The organism is Umezawaea sp. NPDC059074, from assembly GCF_042738955.1.
Taxonomy (GTDB): domain Bacteria; phylum Actinomycetota; class Actinomycetes; order Mycobacteriales; family Pseudonocardiaceae; genus Umezawaea.
In genome coordinates this window covers 1-21,214 of the sequence record NZ_JBHYHC010000069.1, presented here as the reverse complement: position 1 = coordinate 21,214, position 21,214 = coordinate 1, and the positions used below count along the sequence as shown (strand labels likewise).

The 21,214-nt window shown below is 74.0% G+C and carries 15 protein-coding genes and 1 pseudogene; 7 read left to right on the top strand and 9 right to left on the bottom strand.

Annotated elements, in window-relative coordinates:
* Window positions 1-5 precede the first annotated feature (5 nt).
* On the bottom strand, window positions 6-590 hold the full coding sequence (gene idi / locus ACFWW9_RS27730; RefSeq protein ID WP_390383879.1) for an isopentenyl-diphosphate Delta-isomerase: 585 nt from the start codon (window positions 588-590) through the stop codon (window positions 6-8).
* Window positions 591-676: 86 nt separating this feature from the next.
* Complete coding sequence (locus tag ACFWW9_RS27725) at window positions 677-2,476, bottom strand: proprotein convertase P-domain-containing protein (RefSeq protein WP_390383877.1); 1,800 nt, start codon at window positions 2,474-2,476, stop codon at window positions 677-679.
* 116 nt (window positions 2,477-2,592) lie between these two features.
* Between ACFWW9_RS27725 and ACFWW9_RS27720 the strand changes: the two genes are divergently transcribed.
* The gene (locus tag ACFWW9_RS27720; RefSeq protein ID WP_390383875.1) at window positions 2,593-5,184 is read left to right on the top strand and encodes an AAA family ATPase; all 2,592 of its coding nucleotides are present in this window, start codon (window positions 2,593-2,595) and stop codon (window positions 5,182-5,184) included.
* Here ACFWW9_RS27720 and ACFWW9_RS27715 read toward each other — a convergent pair.
* The 3 genes from ACFWW9_RS27715 to ACFWW9_RS27705 all read right to left on the bottom strand — a co-directional run bounded on the left by ACFWW9_RS27715 (window position 5,163) and on the right by ACFWW9_RS27705 (window position 7,638).
* A complete protein-coding gene (locus ACFWW9_RS27715) occupies window positions 5,163-5,651 on the bottom strand; it encodes a hypothetical protein (protein WP_390383873.1) in 489 nt (162 codons plus the stop codon). The genes ACFWW9_RS27720 and ACFWW9_RS27715 overlap by 22 nt on opposite strands.
* A 146-nt stretch (window positions 5,652-5,797) precedes the next feature.
* Window positions 5,798-6,526: an SLATT domain-containing protein gene (locus ACFWW9_RS27710; RefSeq protein ID WP_390383872.1), complete on the bottom strand. Its 729-nt coding sequence runs from the start codon at window positions 6,524-6,526 to the stop codon at window positions 5,798-5,800.
* A complete protein-coding gene (locus tag ACFWW9_RS27705; protein ID WP_390383870.1) occupies window positions 6,523-7,638 on the bottom strand; it encodes a hypothetical protein in 1,116 nt (371 codons plus the stop codon). Before ACFWW9_RS27705 ends, ACFWW9_RS27710 begins: the two co-directional genes overlap by 4 nt.
* Window positions 7,639-7,866: 228 nt before the next feature.
* Here ACFWW9_RS27705 and ACFWW9_RS27700 point away from each other — a divergent pair, with 228 nt between their 5' ends.
* From ACFWW9_RS27700 to ACFWW9_RS27685, 4 genes are read left to right on the top strand one after another with little or no spacing between them, the layout of a single operon-like run.
* Window positions 7,867-9,333 carry an SDR family NAD(P)-dependent oxidoreductase gene (locus ACFWW9_RS27700; RefSeq protein ID WP_390383868.1) on the top strand — a complete coding sequence of 489 codons (1,467 nt, stop codon included), beginning with the start codon at window positions 7,867-7,869 and terminating at the stop codon, window positions 9,331-9,333.
* A 54-nt stretch (window positions 9,334-9,387) separates the two neighbouring features.
* A complete protein-coding gene (locus ACFWW9_RS27695) occupies window positions 9,388-10,131 on the top strand; it encodes a hypothetical protein (RefSeq protein ID WP_390383866.1) in 744 nt (247 codons plus the stop codon).
* Window positions 10,128-11,099 (top strand): AAA family ATPase, encoded by a 972-nt coding sequence (locus tag ACFWW9_RS27690; RefSeq protein WP_390383864.1) that lies wholly within the window; start codon window positions 10,128-10,130, stop codon window positions 11,097-11,099. The genes ACFWW9_RS27695 and ACFWW9_RS27690 overlap by 4 nt, the downstream gene beginning before the upstream one ends.
* Window positions 11,096-13,360, top strand: coding sequence for a hypothetical protein (locus ACFWW9_RS27685; protein WP_390383862.1), 2,265 nt, complete (start codon window positions 11,096-11,098; stop codon window positions 13,358-13,360). The genes ACFWW9_RS27690 and ACFWW9_RS27685 overlap by 4 nt, the downstream gene beginning before the upstream one ends.
* Here the strand turns inward: ACFWW9_RS27685 and ACFWW9_RS27680 are convergent.
* From ACFWW9_RS27680 to fxsA, 4 genes are all read right to left on the bottom strand, one after another.
* Window positions 13,261-14,427, bottom strand: coding sequence for a hypothetical protein (locus ACFWW9_RS27680; RefSeq protein ID WP_390383860.1), 1,167 nt, complete (start codon window positions 14,425-14,427; stop codon window positions 13,261-13,263). The genes ACFWW9_RS27685 and ACFWW9_RS27680 overlap by 100 nt on opposite strands.
* Window positions 14,424-15,434 carry a hypothetical protein gene (locus ACFWW9_RS27675; protein WP_390383858.1) on the bottom strand — a complete coding sequence of 337 codons (1,011 nt, stop codon included), beginning with the start codon at window positions 15,432-15,434 and terminating at the stop codon, window positions 14,424-14,426. Before ACFWW9_RS27675 ends, ACFWW9_RS27680 begins: the two co-directional genes overlap by 4 nt.
* Window positions 15,409-19,170 (bottom strand): FxSxx-COOH system tetratricopeptide repeat protein, encoded by a 3,762-nt coding sequence (gene fxsT, locus ACFWW9_RS27670; protein ID WP_390383856.1) that lies wholly within the window; start codon window positions 19,168-19,170, stop codon window positions 15,409-15,411. The genes ACFWW9_RS27675 and fxsT overlap by 26 nt, the downstream gene beginning before the upstream one ends.
* A gap of 120 nt (window positions 19,171-19,290) precedes the next feature.
* Entirely contained in the window at window positions 19,291-19,458 is a 168-nt protein-coding gene (gene fxsA, locus ACFWW9_RS27665) for an FxSxx-COOH cyclophane-containing RiPP peptide (protein WP_390383854.1), read from the bottom strand.
* Between the two features lie 179 nt (window positions 19,459-19,637).
* On the opposite strand from fxsA, the gene ACFWW9_RS27660 reads away from it, so the two are divergent.
* A complete protein-coding gene (locus ACFWW9_RS27660; protein WP_390383852.1) occupies window positions 19,638-20,723 on the top strand; it encodes an FxsB family cyclophane-forming radical SAM/SPASM peptide maturase in 1,086 nt (361 codons plus the stop codon).
* A pseudogene (locus ACFWW9_RS27655) lies at window positions 20,720-21,214 on the top strand (hypothetical protein); the annotation flags it as partial. The gene ACFWW9_RS27660 and the pseudogene ACFWW9_RS27655, both read left to right, overlap by 4 nt.

The following is a 21,214-nucleotide window of genomic DNA, read 5'->3' as shown; positions in this document are numbered from 1 at the left end:
CTCGGTCAGACCCGCGCCGCCGGCGGCAGGTCGTGTGCCTCGGCCACCGGCCACTCCAGCGGGTCCGGGCCCAGGCGGGTCAGCTCCTCCACCTGCAAGCGGCACCACGGCGAGATGTCGCGGCTGCCGTCCAGCACGGACTCGGCGAACTCGGTCCAGTCGACCCACTCCACGCTGTCGACCTCGTCCGGGTTCGGTGACGGGGACCCCACCACGATCCCGCGGAACACGGGGCACATCTCGTTCTCCACCACGCCGTTCGGCATCTCCGCGCGGTACCGGAACTTGGGCAGGATCAGGTCCACCTTCCGCACCCCCGGCAGCCCCAGCTCGTCGGTCAGCCGCCGCAGCACGCTGTCCGCCATCTGCTCACCCGGCGCGGGGTGGCCGCACGCGGTGTTCGTCCAGATCCCCGGCCAGGTCTTCTTGTGCAGCGCCCGGCGGCTGAGCAGCGTGCGCCCCTCCGCGTCGAAGAGGTAGCTGGAGAACGCCAGGTGCAACGGGGTGTCGTGGTGGTGGACCTCGGCCTTGTCGGCCAGTCCGATGTGGTTTCCTGCCTCGTCCAGCAAGAGGACCTGTTCCTTCGTCACGCGGGACACCTTGCCACATCGGGGGTCTGCGGTAAGTCCCTCGAACGGCTGTCACGACGGCGGTCGTGACAGCCGTTCCGCTAGGCCTACAGGGTGACGGACCAGCTGTCCAAGACCCCTGTGTCACCGGGTCCGTTGTCGCCGACGCGCAGCGTCCACGTGCCGGTCGCCTGCTCCGCGACGCCCGCCGCGGTGAAGGACTTCACGCCGGGGAACGGCGTGCAGGGGTAGTTCCCGTAGCGCTGCAACGGGTACGTCCGGCCCGACGGGCCGACGAGCGTGATGTTCAGGTCCTGCGCGCAGGTGTGGGTGGCGGTGACCTCCACGACCGGGGCTTTCGCGGCCTGGCCGGTCGCCGTCGACCGGACCGGGCTGGTCGCCACGGCGTAGTCGCGGATCGGGAAGTCGGTGTCGTTGCGGAAGGTCCGGCCGCCGCCGGGGGTGCCGGGCGGGGTGTGGACCGTGAGGCTCGCGCTCGCCGCGGAGGTGTTGCCCGCGGCGTCCTTCGCCTTGATCGTGAACACCGAGTCGGTGTCCGGTGTCAATCCGCTGATCGTGGCCGATGTCGTCGCCACGGTCGTGGCGAGGGCACCGTTTCGGTAGACCTCGTACCCCGTCACGGCCGTGTTGTCCGTGGCGGCGTTCCACGCGAGCGTCGCGCTCGTCGCCGTGGTGGCGGTGGAGCGCAGTCCGGCCGGGACGGACGGGGCCTCGGTGTCGGGGGTGCCGCCGGTCCCGGTGAGCAGGGTGAGGTTCCACTTGCGCAGGGCCTCGTTCACCGGCTGGAAGATGGACTGGTCGTCTGCTCCGCCGGGGCTGCACGAGGACTGGCCGCCGGAGTGCAGGCCGACGGCCTTGTCGCCCGCGAGCCACGCCCCGCCGGAGTCGCCGCCCATCGAGCACGCGGTGGTGGTCGCGAGGCCTTCGACGACCGTGGAGCCGTAGTCGATGGTCTGCTCCACGGCGGTCACCGTGCCGCACTTCCACTTCGACGTGTTGCCGGAGTGGCAGACGGACTGGCCGACCAGCGGTTCGACCGAGCCGGTCACGGTCACCGGCGCGCCGCCCCACGTGTTGACGGCGGCCGAGAGCGTCCAGCCCGCCTCGGTGACCGCGACGACGCCCATGTCGCCCTCGCGGGCGTTGACCGTGCGCGTGCCGCCGACGTTGCTGGTGCCCAGCTTGTTCTGCTGCCCGGACGCCCCGAACGCGGCCTGGTTGGCGTCGTTGGTGCAGTGGCCCGCGGTCACGAAGTGCTTGCCACCGCCGGAATCCGTGGCCGGGAAGCCCACGGAGCAGTTGCTCTCGCTGCCGGGCCACCAGGGGTTGCCGGGCTGGACCGTGCCGGACTGCTGGATCACGCTCCCGGACTCCACGATCCGGACCGGAGCGCCGAACGCCCGGACCCGGTCGAGGAACGCGGTGGTGGCGGCCGTCTTCGTGCGCCGGTCCAGGCGGACGACGACGCCGTCCGCCTGGGGATCGGGACCCCAGCTCGTCACGCCGGGAACGCCGTCGCCCGCGAGGGCGGTGATGGACCGGGTGAGGTCGGCGAGCGCGGCCTGACCTCGGGTGACGAGCTTCGGGGAGGCTCCCGACGAGCGGGCGGTCGACGCCGCCGCGTCGTCGGTGACCGCGACGACGAGGTCGCCGGTCCCGGCGTCGAACCACCGGGAGCCCAGCTCGGCGGGCAGGGCCGCCGCCACCCGCTGGGCCGCGGCCTCGTCGGTCAGCCGGGTCTCGGCCTGGGCCCTGGTCAGGCCGAGGTCGCGTTGCAGGGCGTCGAGCACGGCGGGCGGCGGCTCGTCGGGAGCCGCCGCCGCACCGGGTGCGAAGGACAGGAACAGCGCGCAGGCACTGGTCGCCAGCAGGGCTTTTCGCAACATGGACCACTCCAGTTCGTGCAGGGAGGACCGACGCTAGGGCGGTTCGAGAGGCCCCGAAATCGGGGAAACCCCTCGTCGGGGTCGCCATCGCCGCCGCCCGACCGCAGGATGGGTGGGTGCTGATCAGCCGGGGTGTGGCGATCGCCGACTTCGACGGGGTGCGCAGGCTGGTCGTGCACGGACCGGCGGGGATCGGCAAGTCGACCGTGGTCCGGGCGATGGCCGACCGGGCGGCGCGGACGGTGTGGCTGGCCCCGGACGCGGCCGACGCCGCGCTGCCGTTCGCCGGGATCGCGGAACTCCGCGGCGCGGCGACGCGGGACGTCGGCCCGATCACCGCCGACGTCGACCGGCTCGTGGCGCGGGGCCGGGCCGCGGAGGTGGTGCGGGCCCTGCCGCCGGGTGCCCTGCTGGTGGTGGAGAACGCGCAGTGGTTGGACGTGGAGAGCGCGGAGCTGCTGGCGTTCGCGCTGCGGCAGGCTCCCCCGGCGCTGCGGGTGATCGCCGTCGAGCGGGCGCACCAGGTGCCGGGCCGGGCGGCGGCGGTCTGCGGGGAACGGGCCGCGCGCTGGGCGCTGCCGCCGCTGGCCGCGGACGGGATCGCGGAACTGCTGGCGCAGCAGGGGTTGCGGTACCGGTGGGCCGGGCGGGTGCACGCGATGAGCGGCGGCAACCCGGCGCTGGCGCTGGAACTCGGGGCGGCCATCGCGGCGCTGGACCACGACCTGCGGCCGTTCGAGGCGCTGCCGGTGCCCGCGCGGGTGCGGGTCGTCGTGCGCGAGCGGCTGGCCGAGGTGAGCGCGAACGCGGCCCGGACGCTGCGGGTCGCGGCGTTCGCGGACCGGCCGACCGTGGCGCTGCTGCACCGGGCGTGCGGCCCGGACGTGGACGCGCACCTGGCGGAGGCCGTGGCGGCGCACCTCGTGGAGGTCGACGACGCGGAGCACGTGCGATTCACCGCCGGGGTGCTCACCTCGGGCGTCCCGCACGCGGAAAAGCTGGAGCTGCACGGGGTCCTGGCGTCCGTGGTGGACGATCCCGTGGCCCGCGCCCGGCACGCGGCGCTGGCCGTGGACGAGCCGGACGCCGGTGTCGCCGACCGGGCCGAGGACGCCGCCGAGACGGCCCGCGGGCACGGGAACCGGGCGCTGGCCGCGGAGTTGAGCCTCCTGTCCGCCCGCCGGACCCCGCCGGAGGACGACGCCGCGGCGGTGCGGCGGCTGGTGCTCGCGGCCGTGGACGCGGGGTTCGCCGGACACGTCGAACGGGCTCGCGAGGCGGCGAACCTCGTGCTGGAGCGGAGTTCCCGACCGGCCGACCGGGTCCACGCGCGACTGTCCCTTGTAGACGTCGCCGGTCAGTCGCTCGCCGCCGCGGACGAGGAGTTCGCCCACGCCCTGGCCGAGGCCCGCGGGGATCCCGCCTTGGTGGCGGCGGTGCGGTTGCGCGAGTCGTGGAAGGCGAACCTGTGCGACGGCGACCCGCTGGCCGCGCGGGCGGTGGCGGCGGACGCGGCGGAACTCGCGGCGCGCGGCGGTGACCTGACCGTGCGGGCGATGGCGTTGACGATGCGGGCCCGGATGGAGCGGGTGCTGGGGATGCCCGGCGCGGACGCCGTGCTGGCGCGGGCGTTGGCGCTGCCGGTGACCGGGATCCCGTTGGGGGTGCACAACTCCCCCGCCTACCTGGCGGTGCGGCACGCGCTGTTCGACGACCGGCTGGTCGACGCGCGGGCGCAACTGCTGGCGCTGCTGCCGGTCGCGGAGCGGTCCGGCGCGGCCGAGGACGTCACGGACGTGCTGCGCAGCCTCGCGGAGGTCGAGGCCCGGTCCGGGCGGTGCGCGGCCGCGCTGCACCACGCCCGGCGGGCCGTGCGGACGACGGCCGAGGCCGGGTTGTCGCCCGGCCCCGCCTGGTGCACGGCGTCGGTCGCGGAGGCGACGGGCGGGTCGTTCCAGCGGGCGCTGGACTACGCGCGCCGGGCCGCGCGGGCGTCGGAGGAGGAGCAGGACCGGGTGTTCGGGTCACGGGCCCGGCACGCGGAGGGCGTGGTGCTGCTGGCCCTGGACCGCCCGGAGGAGGCGGTCGACGCGCTGTCGGCCGTGCGGCGGCTGGAGGAGTCGCAGCTGGTGGGCGACCCGTCGATCCTGCGGTGGCACGGGGACCTGGCCGAGGCGCTGGTCGGGGTGGGGCTCCCGGCCGAAGCCGAGGAGCTGATCGCGAGGACCCGCGCGAGCACCGACCACGCCGGGGTGCTCGTGCTGCTGGACCGGGCCGAGGGCCTGTTGCGGTCCGATCCCGCGCTGCTGGCGGACGCGGCCCGGCGGACGGAGCTGCCGGTGGAGCGCGGGCGGACGTTGCTGGCGCTGGCGGGCGTGCACCGGAGGAGACGACGGAGGGGCGCGGCGCGGGACGTGCTGCGGGAGGCGGTGGAGCTGTTCGCCGGCCTGGAGGCGCACCCGTGGACGGCGGTGGCGCAGGACGCGCTGGACCGGCTCGCGCCCCGGCCCGGTGACGGACTCACCGAGGCCGAGGCGCGGCTGGCGGAGCTGGTCGGGCAGGGAGCGAGCAACCAGCAGGCCGCGTCGGCGCTGTCGGTCAGCGTGAAGACCGTGGAGGCCACGCTGACGCGGGTCTACCGCAAGCTGGGCGTCCGCTCGCGCTCGCAGCTCGCCGCGGGATGGGGTCAGCAGCCGCCGCAGTTGTAGTACGTGACGTCCCAGTGGTTCGACTCGTTGTAGTAGACGTTGCCCGAGCCCGCCTTCCACTTGCCGCCGCCGATGGAGGTGAACGTGCCGGTGATGTAGTTGGTGAGGCACGTGGTCATGCGGAAGTCGACCTTGTAGCCGTTCCAGTGGCTGTAGGTGCCGCTGGCGTGGCCGGTCTCGGTGCCGCCGGTGATCGTCAGCGCGCACCCGCTGGCCCGCTTGAGGACGCCCGCTCCCTGGATCGTCGCCAGGTTGACCTGGTCGAACGACGTGCAGGTGGAGTTGTTGCGGTTGCTGCACCCGCCGCTGGAGGTCCAGGAGATCCCGGCGGCGGTGAGGCGGCTCGTGGCGTCGGAGTGGGTCAGCTTGGTGACCAGGGCGTCGACGTCGGCGTGGGCGACGGAGGTGCCGACCAGCAGCGCGACGAGCGCCAGGGTGAGTGTCGAGAGCATGCGTGCAAGGCGCATGTGCTTCTCCCAGGAGTTGGTCATTCCCCGACTTTTGCCGGGCTCCGAGGGAGTCTGTCCGGTTTGCGGCGGGCCGGGCGGAATTCGCTTCGGTGCTACGAAGCGAATCCGCGCCGACTTGCCCAGAGGGAAAGAACCTTGCTTTTCTAGTCGGAGTGGCGTAGCACGCTCTCGACCTCGGTGACGAACGCGGCCACGCCGTCCTCGTCCGACGGGGCCCCGTGGGCCTGGAGGATCTCCAGCAGCGCGGCGCCGCTCGTGGACCGGCGGGCCAGCCTGCGGAGGCCGAACGCGGACTCGTACCAGGCGACGGCCACGGCCAGCGCGGCGACGACGGCGGCCAGGAAGCCCCACATCGGGCGGCGGGTGGCGTCCGCGGCGGCGATGGCCCCGAGCGCCGCGGCACCGGCCAGCAGCACCACGGACAGCGCGCCCGTCCAGCGGCGGGCGGACGTGTACTTGACGCGGCCCCGTTCGAAGCCGTCGAGGCGTTCGCCGACGCGGTGCTTGAGGTAGACGCGGACGAACTGGGTGCGCCGCTCCTCGGGGGACGCCTTCGGCGCGGGCTTGGCCTGCGGCTTCGGCCGGGGCTTCGGCGACGGCTTTGCCGCCGCCTCCGCGGGGGCCGCCGAAGCGCTCACCTGGGCCGCCACGGCGGACCGGGCGGAGGTGCCGCCGAGCGCGGCCCCCACCGACCTGGCGGGAGCGCTCGTCTTGCCGGTCAGGCCGGGCAGTCCCTCCTGGGTGGCGGCGGGCTTCTCCGCGGCGCCGGACTTGCCCGCCCGCACACCGGGCGCGGGCTTGGCCGTCCCGGCGGGGTCGGCCTTGGTCTCCGGCTTGGCCTGGGCGGCGGAGTCGGGCTTGGTCTCGCTCATGAGGTGGTCACCGGTTCGTGGCGGTGCCGCGCGACGGCGTCGACGAGGGCCTGCACGCGGGCCTCCCGTTCGGCGTCGGACACGGGCAGCGGGGCGGCGAGGTGGTCGAAGTACAGCGCGCGCAGGGCTTCCGCGCGGTGCGCGGCGGACAGGTCGTCCTCGGAGGCCTCGTACCGGCGGGTCAGCGCGACCAGCGCGGCGGCGAGCGCGGCGGACACGGCCACGAGCGCGCCGGGCCACGCCTGGTCGGCCAGCCACGCCTGGAGCGCGCCGAACGAGATGGCGGCGAAACCGGAGGCGATCGCCAGCACGATCAGCAGCCGGGCGTGGTTGCGCTCGCGGTGCGCGGTCTCGTCGACCTCGTGGAACGCGGGCGCGATCACCCGGTTGGCCTCGTGGATCGCGTCCGCCAGCAGCGGGTACTCGACGACGAAGCCGGGGTCGATGATCGGGACGACGTCGCGGGGGCGGTAGCGCAGCCGGGGCAGGATGGTGAGCGGGGCGACGGGCGTCGCGCCGAGCGTCTGCTCCAGCGCCGCCACCACGCGCTCCGGGCCCTCGTCCAGGTGCACGGCCGACACCTTGCCGCTGCGGACCAGCACGGCCAGGTCGTCGTCCTCGGACAGGGTGCCGCGCGCGATCTCGTCGGCCAGGCCGCCGGTGCCGGCGACCGCGACCAGCGGCCGGTTGCCCGCGAGGTGCACCACGACCTGCGCGCGGGCCCGCTCGTCGCCGCCGATGAGCAGCGCGACGGACCGGCCGCGCTTGCCGGTGATGGCGTCCACCGTCCGGAACAGGGCGGGCGTCTCCTCGCCCCAGTTCTTGCCGGGCACGAGCACGGCCACGTCGTGGTTCGGGTTGAGGGGCAGCTCGCCGTCGGTGGGCTTCTCCTCCCCCGTCACGACCCGGCCGCTGGGCGCGACGGCGACGAACGGCGGCAGCTTGCCGTCGACGCCCTCCAGCGCGACCCCGAGCAGGTGCACGACACCGACGTCGGCTCCGGCGGTGATGAACACCGCGTCCCGATCCGCCACGACCCGGCGGAGCAGGAGCAGCACTTCGGCGCCCAACTCCGTGGTCAGGGGCTCGCCGGAGGAGAAGAGCGCGATCACCGGTCTCCCCCGCGGGACGCCGAGCGACCTCGCTCGGACGTCTGCGTCGGGGTGCGCCAGTCGCTTCACGCGCGGACCATCCGCTGTTGGCATGCGGGGCACCCTAGCCGTGGCTCACGGCAATTTCACCCTTCCGTCGGCGGATTTCTCCTGGAATGGGTCTTGCCACATCGCCGGTAGAGTGCTTCAGGAACCCCTGAGCAGGCAACAGACGGACGGTAGTTGGGCATGACGGTGACCGAGCACGACGTGGCGATCGACCCCGAGCAGGACGTGCCGGGGATCGACCCGGCGCTGATGGAGACCTGCCTGGCGGTGTTGGCGCAGGTCGAGCAGCTGCCGACCGAGCACCCGGACGCGGTCGCGGTCCGGCGGGCCACGGCCGGGATCTTCAAGACCGTCCGCAAGATGCGCCGCACCGCCCGCCGCGCCGCCGAGTCGGCCGCGGACCGGGCCGTGATCGAGGCCACTGCCACCGGGTCGCCGCAGCGGATCGACGACGAGACGCAGGGCATCCTGCTCGTCGACAGCACGCCGGGGGCCAAAGCGGGCACGCTGATCAAGGCGAAGGCCTGCTACACCTGCAAGAACCGGTACACCGAGGTGGACGCGTTCTACCACCAGCTGTGCCCGCCGTGCGCGGCCCGCAACCGGGGTCGGCGCGACGCGTCGGTGGACCTGTCCGGGCGCCGGGCGCTGCTGACCGGCGGCCGGGCGAAGATCGGCATGTACATCGCGCTGCGGCTGCTGCGCGACGGCGCGCACACCACGATCACCACCCGGTTCCCGAACGACGCGATCCGCCGGTTCAAGGCGATGCCGGACAGCGCGGACTGGCTGCACCGGTTGAAGGTCGTGGGCATCGACCTGCGCGACCCGTCGCAGGTGATCGCGCTGGCCGACTCCGTGGCGGCGGCGGGCCCGCTGGACGTGCTGATCAACAACGCCGCGCAGACCGTGCGCCGGTCGCCGCAGTCCTACGCGCCGCTGGCCGCGCTGGAGTCCGCTCCCCTGCCGGACGGGCCGCTGCCCGAACTGGAGACCTTCGGGCACACCAACGACCAGCACCCGGCCGCGCTGGAGGGGCAGATGCCCGCCATCCCGACGCCGCACGCGCTGACGGCGTTGGCGCTGACCGCCGGATCGGCCTCGCCCGCGCGGATCGCGACGGGCACGGCCATCGACGCCGGCGGCCTGCTGCCGGACCTGCACGACGAGAACAGCTGGACCCAGCGGGTCAACGAGGTCGACGCGCTGGAACTGCTGGAAGTGCAGCTGTGCAACATGACCGCGCCGTTCATCCTGGTGTCGAGGCTGCGCGCCGCGATGGCCGCGTCGCCCGCGCGGCGCAAGTACGTGGTCAACGTGTCCGCGATGGAGGGCCAGTTCAGCCGCGCCTACAAGGGCCCCGGCCACCCGCACACGAACATGGCCAAGGCCGCGCTGAACATGCTGACCCGCACCAGCGCCGAGGAGATGCTGACCGACGGCATCCTGATGACCGCCGTCGACACCGGCTGGATCACCGACGAGCGCCCGCACCCCACCAAGATGCGCTTGGCGGACGAGGGTTTCCACGCCCCGCTCGACCTGGTCGACGGCGCCGCCCGCGTCTACGACCCGATCGTCCGGGGCGAGGAGGGCGTCGACCTGTACGGCTGCTTCCTCAAGGACTTCGAACCCTCCCCCTGGTAGCGAATCGGCCACCCTCCGCGATCCCCCCTCGGTAGAGTGGGCGGTCGGCCGTCGATGGGGGTGCACGTGGTGAAGCGGGTGCTCGCCGCGTTCGGCGTCGCCTCCGTCCTGGTGCTGGGCGGTGGCGTCCCGGCGTCCGCCGACAGCGAGGACGACGCCCAAACCGTGTTCTGCCTCGGCAAGGGCAGGGCGGACCTGCGCGGCGCGGCGGACTCCCTCGGCGTCCCGGCCCCGACGGAGATCGCCAAGTGGCCCACGACCGCGCCCGCCGACTTCGCCAGGGTGTGCGCGGCGCTCTACGGGGCGGAGAAGGCCCCGTCGCCGGGCTGGTTCAGCCAGGCGCTGCCGTTCGTCACCGGCCTGTTCGGCGCGCTGCTGGCCTACGTGGCCACGGCGTGGCGCGACCGGATCACGCGTGGCCGCAAGCAGGGCGAGGACCTGCGGGCGGCGCTGACCGAGTTCACCACGGCCGGGTCCGCCTACCTCTCCCCCGCGAACTTCGGTGGCCGGTCGGACACGGCGGTGGTGGCGGCCCGCGCGAAGCTGGTGTCGCAGCTGGCGCTGGTCCGGTCGGAGCACCGCGGCTGGCGGCGGGTGGCGACCCTGCTGGACGAGCTGCGCGACGGCTCGCTGGGTGAGCCGCTCACGGCGCGGACCGGGCAGGGCGACGCCGCCAGGTCCAGGGACGCCCAGCTGCGCGAGAAGCTCGACGAGCTGCGCGACGAGGTGCTGCTGGTCGCGACCGCGCTGGCCCGGCCCGCCCGGCAGCACCCGGAGATGAGCCCCCGCAGCAGATGACCAAGCCCCCGCTCAACCCGTTCCCGCTGCCCGGCTGGTCGCGCACGCCGATGCGGCCGCTGTGCCCGTGGAAGAACTCCCGGCACCGCGACTTCTACGTGCGGGTCGACGACGGCGACTTCCAGTACGACGACTTCGCCCAGCAGATGGGCGACCTGTCCGCCCTGCTGGCCGAGGGCAGGCTGGTCCTGGTCACCGGCGAGTCCGGGTGCGGCAAGACCGCGCTGGTGCACCGGTGCGCGGACTGGGTGGTGCGGGAGGTCGACCGGCGGCGCGACGCGGGCGAGCTGGGGCCTGCCGCACGCGGCCTCGTGCTGGACCTGACCGGGTGCCTGCCGGACGGTCCCGCGCGGTCGATCGAGGACCGGGCCGCGCACGTGTGCGACGAGCTGTTCGGCAGGCTCGTCGACAACGAGGCCCTGCGGCCGCAGGCCATCGCGCAGCTCGCCCCGGACCGCGACACGCCCAGGCGCATCTACCCCCGGCTGGCCGCGGCCCTCGCCGAGGACCTGGTGCTCGTGGTGCTGCTGCCGACGCCGGGCGAACTGGCCGCCGAGGTGGTGCAGTACGCACGGGCCTTCGCGGGTCCGAAGGTGCTCTTCATGGCCGAGTCCGACCTGCTGGACCCCGAGGAGGTGGCCGACGTCGTGCGCCAACTGGAGGCTTGGGTGCCTCCGATCACGCTGCACGTGGGCGCGTTGGAGGACGGCGACGTGCGGCGGTTCGTCGAGGACCGGCTCCAGCGCCACTCGACCGTGGGCACGTACCCCCGGATGAGTGATGAGGCCGTCGACTTCCTGGGCGGGTGGGCGAAGTCGGTCGCGCAACTCCAGCGGACGTTGCACGGAACTTACGAGCACCGGCTCGGCCGGGGACTAAGCTTCGGCGAAGAGGATGTCGTGACCGTGGACGACATCCTCGCGTTCTTCAACAACGGGTCCCGGAACGGACTGGGGAAGCAGCGATGAGCGGAAACGGCGAACCGCCCGCACGGAGGAACCCCTTCTCGCCGATGGCGGTCGCGCGGATCACGGACTTCGACTCGCACGACTCCCCCGAGATCTCGATCGAGACCGACGCCATCCGCCAGGCCACCGCGCACGTCTCGTCCTACCTGCGCTCGTCCGGCGAGACCGGCCACGCGGGCACGGTGATCGCGATCGTCGGCGACTACGGCACCGGCAAGACGCACCTCGCCGTGCAGCTGGTCCGGCACGCCCGCGCCGAGCTGACCGACCCGGCGAACGCCATGTACCTGGACGCGACCGCCGAGAGCTTCATCGAGCTGTACCGGCGGTTCATGCACAAGCTCGGCCTGTCCGGCGTGCTGTCGCAGGTGAGCGACTACTACGCGGACGTCGTCGCGGACTCCTTGCAGAGCACCGGGTTGACCGCCGACACGGTGGAGTGGCTCGGCAGCCGGGACCTGCAACCGGAGCAGGTCGTCGAGCGCATGGGCCTGATGGAGAGCGCGCTGCTGCGCAAGGTGCAGTCGACGCTGCGGGACGTGACCGCGAACAAGGACTTCGGCACGGCGCTGGCCCTGTTGCTGCGCAAGGGTTTCGAGCACTCGGTGTGGGCGTGGCTGACCGGCGGCCACCCGGACCAGGTGCTGGTGGAGCGCGGCATCGTCAAGCCCATCGACAGCGAGGTCGCCGCGCTGGAGGCGATGGGCGTGTTCGCCCTGCTGTTCGGCGGCAGGCGGCGGCGGTTCGTGCTGGTCGTGGACGAGCTGGACAAGATCTTCTCGCTGGACAACCAGCCGAGGCCCGGCACGCTGGCGGCGTTCCAGACGCTGCTGGAGGTGTTCGCCAAGGCGGGCGCGTGCCTGGTGCTGTCGGGGCTGCCGGACTTCCGGACCGTGCTCGGCCCGAGCGTGCGGCAGCGCATCGCGCACACCGTCACGATGGCGGGGCTGAGCCGGGACGAGGTCGCCGAGTTCGTCCGGCTGGCGCAGGGCGGCGGGCTCGACCCGTTCACCATGGACTCGATCGGCTACCTCACGACGGTCGCGCGGGGCAACGCGCGGACCGTGATCCGGTTGTGCCACCGGGTGTTCCGGATCGCGGACGACGAGGGACCGGACGCGCCCGTGACGCACGAGATGGTGGAGCGGGCGGCGCGGGAGCTGTTCGGCACGCTCAGCGCCGACGACATCCACGGCGTGGTGCGGCGGCTGCTGGACGCGGCGGGCTTCGACTACCACCACGACTTCCTGCTCGGCGTGGGCGAGGACTCCAAGGCGGACTTCTGGATCACCTTCCCCGGCCGCGAGGGCGGGTGCGCGGTGCTCGTGACGCAGTCCCTGCTGGACGGCGTGAACGTCGACGACGTGCGGCGGCGGGTGGCCGCGGTCAAGGACGGGCAGGGCGACGCCGAGGTGCTGGTGGTCGTGAACGGCGTGCTGGTCGAGGGCGCGGCGATCCAGGTGCGCGAGCTGGTCGGCCGCGACCCGCTGGTGCACGTCGAGCGCACGTTCCCCGAGGACTTCCGGGCGCTGGTCGGCGCGATCAGCCAGCTGCTCGCCGGTCCGGCGGACGGCGACGTGGTGGCGGCGCTGCGGCAGCGGGTCGACCTGGTCGCGCGGCAGCAGTCCAGCATCTACGGGTTCATCGAGCAGCTGACCGAGCACGTCGACGGCGCGCGCGGCTCCACGGACCGGCAGCTGGCCGCCATCCAGCGGCAGCTCGCGACGCTGTCCGGCGGGGAGCGCGCCACGGCGTCGTCGCCGCTGCCGCCGGACGTGGAGAAGCTGTTCCGGGACGCGGTCGAGGTGCTGGAGGAGCTGACCCAGCTCGACGTGATGCTCGGCGAGGCGCTGGAGCCCGCGCCGGAGGAGACCCAGGAGGCCGTGCAGCGCAGGCTGCGGTCGGTCGACTTCCGCGAGGCCGCCGGGCGGGCGGTGCTGATGCAGAAGACGGTGCTCGGGTTCCGCGCGTCGGTGGCGCAGTGGTTCGGCGTCGAGGCCGCGGGCGGCGCGGCACCGACGGCGGAGGCCGAGGACCGGCTGGACCAGCTGTGCCGCGCCTACGACGGGATCTCCGAGTACCTGCCGGTGTTCGGGCTGGACCCGCTGTTCGAGCTGCCGCCGTGGACCGCGCGCAACACGGGCATGGTGGCGGCGGTGAATCAGGCCGGGCGGCGGAACCGGGTCACGACGGCGTTGGAGAACCTGAGCCCGCGGGTCAAGCGCGCGGTGTGGCGGTCGTCCCGCTCGGGTGGCCGCTGACCGTCGTCGGGGACCGGTGGGGCGAACCGGTCGTAGAGGCCGTTGCACAGGGCGTGCAGCAGGTTGACCACGATGATCGCGGGCGCGACGACGGCGATCGTGCCGGGGAAGTTCGGTTCCAGCAGCAGCGCCAGGATGATCGCGGTCAGCCCGTTCTGCTGGCCGAGCGCGAGCCGCATCCGGTCGCCGCGCCACACCTTCGGGATCGTCAGCACCAGCGCCACCACGACCTGCGCGGCGTACGCGGCCACCCCGAGCACCACGCCCGTGCCGATGTTCACTCCGCCGACCAGCACCACCCCGACGGCGAACGTCGCCGTGTACAGGGCGACCTGCGTCAGGCCGTCGAGCGACCGGCCGAGGTCCGGCCGGAAGAACAGCCCGATGACGGCGAGCGCGAGCAGCAGCGCGTACTGGACGGCGAGGAACCCGGCCGCCAGCAGGAGGAGCAGCAGCCCGGTCCGCACGGCCCACCGGACCGGCCACGGCCGGGGCGCGTCGGAGGACGTGTGCCGCCGCGCCCGCCACACGCGGTGGGCCAGGTAGGCGACGGCGACCAGCACCGCGTTCCAGAACAGGCTGGCGCCGAACGACGTCAGGCCGCTGCCGACGGTGTCGTGGGCGCCCAGCGCGAACGCGGTGAAGTACGCGGTGAGCAGCACGGTGATCGGGTCGTCGAACGACGCCCACGCGGCCAGCAGCGCCTTGGCGGAGTCCGACATCCGGCTCTTGAGCCGCACCGCGGCCACCGACAGCGGGTCGATCTGGGCCAGCGCGACGGCGAGCACGACGTGGTCGGGCTCGCGGTACACCAGGTACAGCACGCCGAAGATGACCGCCGCCTTCGCGAGCACGCCCAGCGTCACGGCCAGCACGACCGTGCGCAGGTGGGTGCGGAACTCGGCGATCTCGATGCCGCGGGTGCTCGCGTAGAGGCCGAACCCGAGCAGCGCCGTGACGAAGAACCGGTACGCGCCGGAGGAGTCCACGTCGTCGAGCCGGAACAGCTCGGCCGCCGCCCACCCCGCACCGGCCGCCGCGAGCAGCGCCACCGACCGGAGGCTCACCGCAGTTCCAGTGCGAGCGCCGCCATCCGGTCGTCGGCCGCGCTCACCCGGTTCTGGTCGATGGTGACGCCGACCAGGTAGTCGCCGGGACCGAGGCGGTAGAAGTAGATCGCGCCCATCTCGACGTCCAGCACGAGCCGCACCAGCACGCCGCCGAGCGCGGTGCTGGTCGTCCGGTTCAGCCGGTGCGCCAACGCCCCCAGCTCGCGGCTGAAGCCCTGGTAGAAGCGGCGGCGGGTCTCCACGGCGATCTGGGTGAAGAACGGCGACAGCGACGGGTGGTCGAGGTGGTCGACCATGACCGGCAGCTCGCCCTGCGAGCAGTAGGCGACCAGGTGCAGGTCCTCGGGGCGGGCAGCCCTGGTGCAGGCGGAGACCAGCCGGTCGGTGTCCTCTCCCGGTCCGGCCAGCACGGTCGTGACCGGCTCGGGCGCGGACCCGATCGACCGGATCGGCTCGACCAGGTCGGCCGCCTCCCAGCCGCCGGGGTTCAGCGACGGCAGCCGGACCTGCGCGCGCAGCGTGCTCGCCAGCTCCGCGACGGCCCGGTCGGCGGCGCGCACGTCCGGCGCGGACGCCAGTGGCACCTCGGGGTGCTCGGTCGCGGACCGGTCCACGACCAGGCCGACGACGTTCTCGCTCGGCACCACGGTGTCGCAGAACACCGCGCCGTCCTCGGTCTGCACGACCGTGCGGATCAGCCTGCCCGTGCGGGCCTCCTGCAACGAGCGGTCCAGGTTCGCGACGGTGAACCCCAGCTGCCTGCCCAGCCGCTTCAGCTCGTCGCGGCGGGTGGTGCCGGGCAGCGCGTCCGGCGCGGGCGGCGGGTCGCCGAGCGCGTCCATGCCGAAGTCGAACACGGCGCTGCTGTAGTGCGCGAGGTAGCGCAGCGCGGTGCTCTTGGCCATCGCGTCGTGGCAGGCCTGGCGGGTCTCGCCGAACTCGGGGCCGAGGTGGTCGGCCACCTCCACGTACAGCTCGTCAGGACGTCTGGGGAACGTCGACATCGATCTCCCTCCACACCTGGTCGGGATCGCCGGTCTGGTCCGCGAGCCGGACGTCGTGCGCCGCGATGACGGTGAACGGGTGGTCGACGCCGAGGAACTCGACGCAGTCGGTGTGGGCGGCGGTGATCAGCTCGACCGCGCGCGGCACGTCGCCGGAGGCGAAGACCACGCGGGCGAGGTCGACGTCCGCGGCCAGCGTCCACGGGTGCGTCTCGCCGAGCCGGGCGCGGAGGGAGGCCTGGCCCGCCAGGACTTCCCGGATCGCCGCGTCCGGGTCGCCCGCCGCGCGGTGCGACAGGCCCAGGCCGAGCCTGCACAGCGCGACGTACGGGTGCTCCTCGGAGAGCCCGACCTCGGTCAGGAACCCGCGCAGCGCCCCGGCCGCCAGTTCCACGGCCAGCGCCGGGTCGCCGCCGACGGTGCGGTGGTCGGCGGCGAAGCTGAGCGAGCACGCCAGCGTGTCCGGGTGGTGCGGCCCGAAGATCTCCCGGAAGTCCCGCAACGTCTTGCCGTTGCGGGCTTTCGCGTCCCGCGCGCTGCCCGCGCGGCGCAGCGCGATGGCGTGGTTCCAGCGCGCGGTGAGCTGCATGGGGTTCAGCTCGGAGCGCAGCGTCTGGAGCTTCTGCATCGCGGTCATCAGCGACGCCAGCGCGTTCGGGTAGTCGCCCAGTTCCCGTTGGTAGACGCCGATGCGGGACAGCGAGAACCAGGTGTCCGGATCGCGGTCGCCGAACAGCCGCTGCCTGCGCCGGTAGTTGTCCTCCTCCAGGTCCAGCGCTCCCGCCGGGTCGCCGGACAGGAACATCGAGATGGCCAGGTTGTTGGCCGCGCTGCGGGTGTGCGGGTGGTCCTCGCCCAGCGCGCGGCGGAACCCCTCCCACGTGGCCTGGTCCTCGACCAGCGCCTCGTCGAACAGGCCGAGCCCGCGCAGGTCTCCGCCCCGGCCGCGGGCGGTGATCAACGTCTGCGGGTGGCTGAGCTGCAACGCCCGCCGCTGCTGGGCGAGCGCCGTGTCGTCCAACCTCAACGCCTGCAACGGGTTGCCGAGCACGCGGTGGATGTTCGCCAGCTGCGCGGCGAGCCGGGCGCGCAGCGGGTCGCCGCTGCCGTAGCGGCTGGTCCACGTCTCCAGGAGCTTCTCGCCGGGGTCGAGCGCGGACCTCCGCACGCCCGTCCCGCCGTCGGTGTAGAGGAACCGGACCTGGTTGACCAGCCAGCGGCGGACCAGGTCGTCCTCGCTGTCCAGCGCGCCGGACGGGTACACGTGCGTCTGGAGCTCGGTGAAGCGGCTCGCCCGGTCCGGCGCGGTCAGCTCCACTTCGGACGGTGCGTAGGCGGCCAGGCAGGACAGGACCTCCGCGCGGCGGGACGCGAGTTCCAGCTCCCCCATGGCTTCCCGCAGCGCGTTCTGCACGACCCGGTGCAGCCGCAGGGAGTACTGGTCGCCCCAGTCCACGCGGAACAGGCCGAACCGGGCCCCGGTCCACAGCACGCGGTCGACCTCGCCCGCGTCCAGCGCCAGCGGTTCGGCGTCCGAGCCGCCAGCGACGACCAGCCGCGCCAGCAGGGCGGGCGAGCGGACCAGACCGAGGTCGACGCCCTGCGGGGACAGGAACGAGCACAGCTGGGCCAGCAGCACGGCCAGCCGACCGGTCGAGGTGTCGCGCAGGGTGCCGGTCACCACCGCGAGCACGCGCGCGGTCGTGTCGCCCCGCCCGTCGAGGTGCGCGAGGAACGTGCGGACGGCCCACGCCGCCGAGTCCGCGACGGTGCTGCCCGCCTCGCGCTCGGTGTGCGCCGTCTCCTCCAGCCACGCGCCCGCGAGGTCCAGCGCGAGCGGCAGGTGGCCCGCCGCCAGCGCGACCTGCTCGGAGTCCTCCGGCGACAGGCCGGGCACCCGGTCGGCGAGCAGCCGGGCGCTGTCGGAGGCGCTCATCGGGACCAGCTCGATGGCGCTCGCCGGGGCGTTGCCCGAGGTCACCAGCACGTGGCCGGTGGAACCCGCGGGCAGCAGCTCCTCCAGCACGGCGAGGTCGTCGGCGTTGTCGTACACCAGCAGGAACCGCTGGTAGGCCGGGTCGCCCGCGAGCCGCTCCAGCGCGGACGTCGTGCCGAAGTCGGTGGAACCGGGCTGGCGCAGCCGGGCCGCGAGGTTCGCCAGGCTCACCAGCACGGACTGGCGGTCCTGCGCGGGCAGCCACCACACGAGGTCGTAGTCGCTGGCGAACCGGTAGGCGTACTCCAGCGCCAGCTCGCTCTTGCCGATGCCGGGCACTCCGCCCAGCGCCACCACGACCCGGCCCTCGCCCGCGTCGGCGAACCGGTCGCGCAACTCCTCCAGGTCGTCGTCCCGCCCCACGAACAGCGGGTGGCGCGGCGGCAGGCCGAACACCGCGGGCGCCGCGCCGGGCACCCGCATCCCCACGTCCCGGACGGTGCCGGGCCGGTCGATCAGGCCGAAGTGGGTGAGCAGCCGGGCCCGGACCGCCTCGTGCTGCTGCTCGGTCACGGCGACGGTGTTCGCCACGTCCTCCGGCGCGATCCCGGTGTCGGTGAGCAGCAGGCGCAGCACGGTCGGCCGTCGGCCGCGGAGGAACTCGTCGACGCCGGTCTGGGCGGCCGAGCCGTCCAGGTGCGGCGAGGCGATGACCACCAGCCCCGGCGGACGGGCGGCCTCCAGCCACGACCCGGCCTCGGCGAGCGTCCTGGTCTGGGCGCCCGCCCGGTCGAGCTGGCCGCACACCCAGTCGGCCCACGCCCGGTCCGGCGGCGCGTACGCGACCAGCACCCGGTCCGGCTCGACCGTGGAGTCCAGGCCGAAGACGCGCCGGTAGCGGGCACGCAGCGTCGGGGACACCTGGGCCACCCCGGTGACCTCCCCGCCCGTCACGGCGGACGCCAGGCGGCCGTACTGGTGCTCCAGCGTGCCGCCGGGCCGGGGTTCCTCGACCAGGATGGCCAGCAGCGGGTCGAACGCGTCGTAGGGCCGGTACGGGATCTCGATCGACCCGTCGTCCGGCAGCCGCCGGGACTGGCCCGCGAGCAGCTCCGCGAACGCCGAGTGGATGGCCGAGCGGATGCGCTGGGCCCGCGACAGCTCGTCCGCGTCGTCGAACAGCGTCGCCACCGGCACCAGGTCGATCCGCACGGGCGCGCGGCGGCGCAGCCGGGCGGCCAGGTCGGCGGCGTCGGCGATGGCCCTCGGACGGGGCCGGAAGCACACGACGGCGACCTCGCACAGGGTCGCGATCAGGGTCAGCGACGCCTCGCCCGCGCCGGTCGGGGCGTCGATCAGGACGTGGTCGTAGTCCGCCTCGGTCAGCCGGGTGCGCAGGTCCGTCATGGCGCCCGTGTCGCCGTGCTGGAAGTCCGGGTGGAACCGGCCCGTCGAGTCCGGCTCCATCGGGGCGATCACGTCGATGTGGCCCGCGGCGTCGGGCAGCGCGAACCGCTCGACGCTCGGCTCGTAGCCGTCGCGCGCCGGGGTCGACGTGTACGCGGCCAGCAGCCCGCGGCCCAGCGCGGTCGGGAACTCCCGGCGTTCGACCAGGAACGGCTCCAGGTACTCGCGGACGCGGGGCACCTCGGAGCCCCAGTCGACCACCAGCACGCGCTTGCCCGCGCTCGACAGCACCCAGGCCAGGTTCGCCACCGCGCTGGTCCGGCCGGTGCCCCCGGTCGCGGACAGGAAAGCGACGACACCGGCTTGCCCCGGAACGCTCAGCGGACCGCTCATCACCACTCCAGGCCGGGGACGGGACACGACGAACAAACCAGTTCGAATGGACTCGGATGCGCCCGTCGCACGAATGGACTTCGTTCGAAGCGCACTTTCACTCGAATGGCCGCATTTCTCCTACAAAGAACTCTGGAACGCGGCGTACTGGTCCGGCGTCTCGAGGTTCTCGGCCAGTATCCGGCGCAGCGACGCCCGGAGGACGCTGTCCGGCAAGGCTTCCAGCCGGGCCAGGTCGATTCCCGTGACGTCGAGGAGTTCGGACTCCAGCACCCCGTCCGCGTCCACGCGTCCACCCCCTCACCCGCGCCCGCAAAGCTGCGGATCCGTGCTCCCGGTCGTTCGGGATTCCCCATCGCCATCCTAGTGCGCGACAACTGGTAACGCGTCGAATAGTCCGATCGGACCACCGTTGTGGCCCAAGGGCGTGTTTCATGGCGGAAGGGGCCGGAAATCGGGGGGTGCGCGTGCGACCGTTCCGCCAGTTCGTCGTCAAGGTGCACAGCCGCTGCAACCTGGCCTGCGACTACTGCTACGTCTACGAGATGGCCGACCAGCGCTGGCGGACCCGGCCGCGGGTGATGTCCCCCGAGGTCGTGGAGCGCACCGCCGAGCGGATCGCCGAGCACGCGCACGCCCACGGCCTGGCCGAGGTGGAGGTCGTCCTGCACGGCGGCGAACCGCTGCTGGCGGGCCCGTCGGTGATCGAGCACGTGGTCGCGGCCGTGCGGTCGCGGGTGCCCGCCGCGGTCTCCGTCCAGACCAACGGGACGCTGCTGGACCGGCCGTTCCTGGAGGTGCTGCGGGCGCTGGACGTGCGGGTGGGCGTGAGCCTGGACGGCGACGCCGAGGCCACCGCCCGGCACCGCGGCCCGAGCCACGCCGCCGTGGTCGCGGGGCTGGACCTGCTGCGGGAGCCGGGGTTCCGGCCGCTGTTCGCCGGCCTGCTGAGCGTCGTGGACCCGCGCAACGACCCGGTCCGCACCTACGAGGCACTGCTGGAGTTCTCCCCGCCGACGGTGGACTTCCTGCTGCCGCACGGGAACTGGAGCGCGCCGCCGCCGGGCTCCGGGTACGCGGCGTGGCTGATCGCGGTGTTCGACCGCTGGTACGACGCCCCGGTGCGGGAGACCGGCGTGCGGCTGTTCGAGGAGATCGCGCACGTCCTGCTCGGCGGCCGGTCGCGGGTCGAGGGCGTGGGGCTGAGCCCGGCGTTGCAGGTCGTCGTCGAGACGGACGGGACGATCGAGCAGTCCGACATCCTGGCCTCGGCGTTCGAGGGCGCGGCGGCGACCGGCCTGCACGTCGCGCGCGACCCGTTCGACGCGGCGCTGCGGCTGCCGGACGTGCGGGCGCGGCAGGCGGGGCTCGCGGGCCTGCCCGCCGCGTGCCGGGCGTGCGACCTGCGCGCGGTGTGCGGCGGTGGCCTGCGGGCGCACCGGTACCGCGACGGGGCCGGGTTCGACCGGCCGTCGGTGTACTGCGCCGAGCTGTACCGGCTGATCAGGCACGTGCGGCGACGGCTGGCGCGGGACGTGGAGCGGGTGTCGTGACGCGGCACGCCGTCCCGGCGCGGGACTTCGCCGCGTTGGCCCGCGGCGGTGGCGGGGTGGACGCGGTGCGGGCGCTGGTGGCCGCGCGGCGCAGCCGGACCCTGCTGCTGCTCCGGTTCGTCGTCGGGGCCTCGCCGTCGGCGCGCGAGGCGTTCGACGTGCTGGCGGCCGCCCGGCGGGTCGCGCCGGACGCCGTGGACGAGGTGCTGGACCACCCGGCGGTCGGCGCGTGGGCGACCCGCACGGCGGTGGCGCTGAGCCGGGGCGACGACGCCGCGCCCGACCGGTTGGTGCGGGTGGCCGCCGCGGCGGCGGTGCGGGCCGGGCTGGACGCGGTGCTGGAGTTCCCCGCGCTCGACGGGCTCGCCCTGCCGACGCTGGGGGTCGTGGACGGGCCGGTCGCGGGCCGGGTCGCCGTGCGGGACCTGGTGTGGGAGCCGACGCCGGAGATCGCGGTCGGCGACGGCGTGGTGTTCCGGCTGGAGCGGTGG

Bases quoted from the DNA above. Each gene is read 5' to 3' on its own strand.
- ACFWW9_RS27725 (WP_390383877.1), bottom strand. From the start codon at position 2,476: ATGTTGCGAAAAGCCCTGCTGGCGACCAGTGCCTGCGCGCTGTTCCTG.
- ACFWW9_RS27715 (WP_390383873.1), bottom strand. From the start codon at position 5,651: ATGCGCCTTGCACGCATGCTCTCGACACTCACCCTGGCGCTCGTCGCG.
- ACFWW9_RS27710 (WP_390383872.1), bottom strand. From the start codon at position 6,526: ATGAGCGAGACCAAGCCCGACTCCGCCGCCCAGGCCAAGCCGGAGACC.
- ACFWW9_RS27700 (WP_390383868.1), top strand. From the start codon at position 7,867: ATGACGGTGACCGAGCACGACGTGGCGATCGACCCCGAGCAGGACGTG.
- ACFWW9_RS27695 (WP_390383866.1), top strand. From the start codon at position 9,388: ATGGGGGTGCACGTGGTGAAGCGGGTGCTCGCCGCGTTCGGCGTCGCC.
- ACFWW9_RS27690 (WP_390383864.1), top strand. From the start codon at position 10,128: ATGACCAAGCCCCCGCTCAACCCGTTCCCGCTGCCCGGCTGGTCGCGC.
- ACFWW9_RS27685 (WP_390383862.1), top strand. From the start codon at position 11,096: ATGAGCGGAAACGGCGAACCGCCCGCACGGAGGAACCCCTTCTCGCCG.
- ACFWW9_RS27675 (WP_390383858.1), bottom strand. From the start codon at position 15,434: ATGTCGACGTTCCCCAGACGTCCTGACGAGCTGTACGTGGAGGTGGCC.
- fxsT (WP_390383856.1), bottom strand. From the start codon at position 19,170: ATGAGCGGTCCGCTGAGCGTTCCGGGGCAAGCCGGTGTCGTCGCTTTC.